General features: G+C 35.8%; 1 protein-coding gene and 1 pseudogene. Both read right to left on the reverse strand.

The features are described 5' to 3' along the window. Positions 1 to 404 precede the first annotated feature (404 nt). A complete protein-coding gene (locus tag AAHB15_RS29785; RefSeq protein ID WP_342043890.1) occupies positions 405 to 1,307 on the reverse strand; it encodes a DMT family transporter in 903 nt (300 codons plus the stop codon). Between the two features lie 617 nt (positions 1,308 to 1,924). Further along, positions 1,925 to 2,309: pseudogene (locus AAHB15_RS29790) on the reverse strand (hypothetical protein); the annotation flags it as partial.

Raw genomic sequence — 2,309 nt, forward strand, 5'->3', positions numbered from 1 at the left:
GACCCCATCGTCTTCAGTGAGAACTGCGAAATAATCGTCACCAGCATCTAGTAACTTCCCAATTCTGGATTCTGGGCCGCCTCTGTCAATCTTAATTACTTTATTTGTAAAATACTCCTTGATGTCTTTACCCATTAAAAATCTCCCCTTTAATAAATATTTACACTGCATGTATATGTATCACGGCGGGAAGTTGTCCTAGGTACTGGCCTGTCTTTTAATACTTTGGACTCATGCAATGGGTATGGAGGGGGACCGTCTTTGGTTAGATAAAGAAAAAAAGAGTGTTAACTGAGTAACACTCTTTCCCAACTGACCGTCGCACAAAAAGCCACAAAATGGCTGCTTATATGACTATTTATAATTTAATTAACCAAAATTAAATATTCTTTCTATCAATTTATCTATAAATCGATCTGTGCCTTTACTTTTTGGGTTTTAGTTTTCATATTTACAAGACAGATGCTAAAAACAATGAATAAAAGTCCTATGACCAGATTAATTGTAATAGATTCATGTAAAAGAAAAGAACTACATATAATTGCAATTAGAGGAATAAGAAAGGTAAACGAACCTACTTTACTAGCTTCCCCCGATCCGACAAGTGTAAAGAAAGCAAGCCATCCAAAAGCAATGACAAAGATTGAGATAAAAAGCAAGTTTGATATAAATGGTAATCTCCATTCGATACTAGACCAGCTTTCAAAGCTCGAACCCACACACGATAAAAATATTCCGCCGATAATCAGTTGAAGGGTAACCATCCATAAGGAATCAACACGATTTCCAGTTTTCTTTACAAAAACGGTCCCTAATCCCCACCCAATGGCAGAACCTAAGGCAAGAAGAATGCCAATTGCTGAAATATCACCGGTAAAACCCCCAGAGCTTATAACGGCAACACCCGCAAAACCGAGAATTAAACCAATGATCTTTAATCCATTCATTGATTCTCCTAACCAAATCCAACAAAAAATCCCAAGTAATACGGGCTCAATGAAGACAATAGCGGAAAATAGTCCAGCAGGCATAAAGCCCAGCCCAACTGTTTGCAGACCGTAAAACATTATAATGTTTAGTACAGCAGAAACGACGTAAAAATGCCAGGTTTCTTTTAAACGGAGTTGCTTAAATCTTGGTATTGCAAAAATGAGCAAGATAAGCCCGCCTAGAAAAGTTCTTAATCCAGCAAACAATAATGGCGGAGTATAGTTAAGTGCCATTTTTGATAATGGCCAATTGACTCCCCACACAATAACAAGAAACGTCAGCAATAAAACAGTTCTTGTTCGCGAATTTTTTTCCATCAATGGACCTCCTAGATGTGAACTACTTTAACAATAATACTTGTTTTATTGAAATAAACAATTGATTTGCTCTCTGCACCTACGGGTATTGTAGTAACACAACATGTCCATCGTCCATAAATTGAACAAAAAAATTAACCCCTGTTTATTTATTATTTTTAATTTATCAAAACTATTTCGTGTACGCATTAAATGTCCCAGTAAAATAAATCACAAATAAAAAAGAAAGGAATAGATGGACTGACAATTCTTTGGGGTATAGGTCTTAATCCATGCAAAGAATGGTTCTCCCACAAATGCACTCCCACCTGCAAAAACGGCCATTCCCATGGGCGTTGTTATAGTTTGTACCGGGTGTGGTTCCATTCTAACTTAATTAATTCTAGTAAAAAGAAATAGAAGAGGAATAGTAAACTAATAGGAAATAATCCACCCGAGCCTCAACTCAAGGGTGGATTATTTTTTATGATTTAATGATAGTATCCCTATTCGTTAAACAATGGGCTGGTAGGATATTCCGATTAAATGAGTAGACGCTATAAATCGTTATCTTGACAGTGTCTACTCATTCTACAACTCTGTGAACCCGCTATGTGAGGAATATAAAAAACTTAATCTTAGATGCCTTTTGAATAATTTCGTAAAAACTTCTCCATAGAGGACAACAGAACAGATAAATCCTCATCAAAATTTTTCCTACCTACTAAATTGGTTTTATTGTATTTATTTTTACTCTCATCGTTTGATCTTTGAGGTGATTCATATTGTAATGATTCAAATGGTTGTGATTCAGGTTGTAATGATTTAGGTTTTAGTGATTTAGGTTCTTGTGACTTATGATCTTCGGTTTTAGCCTTTTCAATTTTTGGTCCATAACTCACATTTTTAATGTGGAAAATGGTAATGCGCACGACTTCATCATTAGTGATGATATATACAAAATCGTCTTTTACCTCAATGAGTATCCCCTCAACCATGTCAGGACCTCCACGATTGATTCTC

It is taken from the genome of Bacillus sp. OTU2372, assembly GCF_038440275.1.
Classification (GTDB): domain Bacteria; phylum Bacillota; class Bacilli; order Bacillales; family Cytobacillaceae; genus Neobacillus; species Neobacillus bataviensis_B.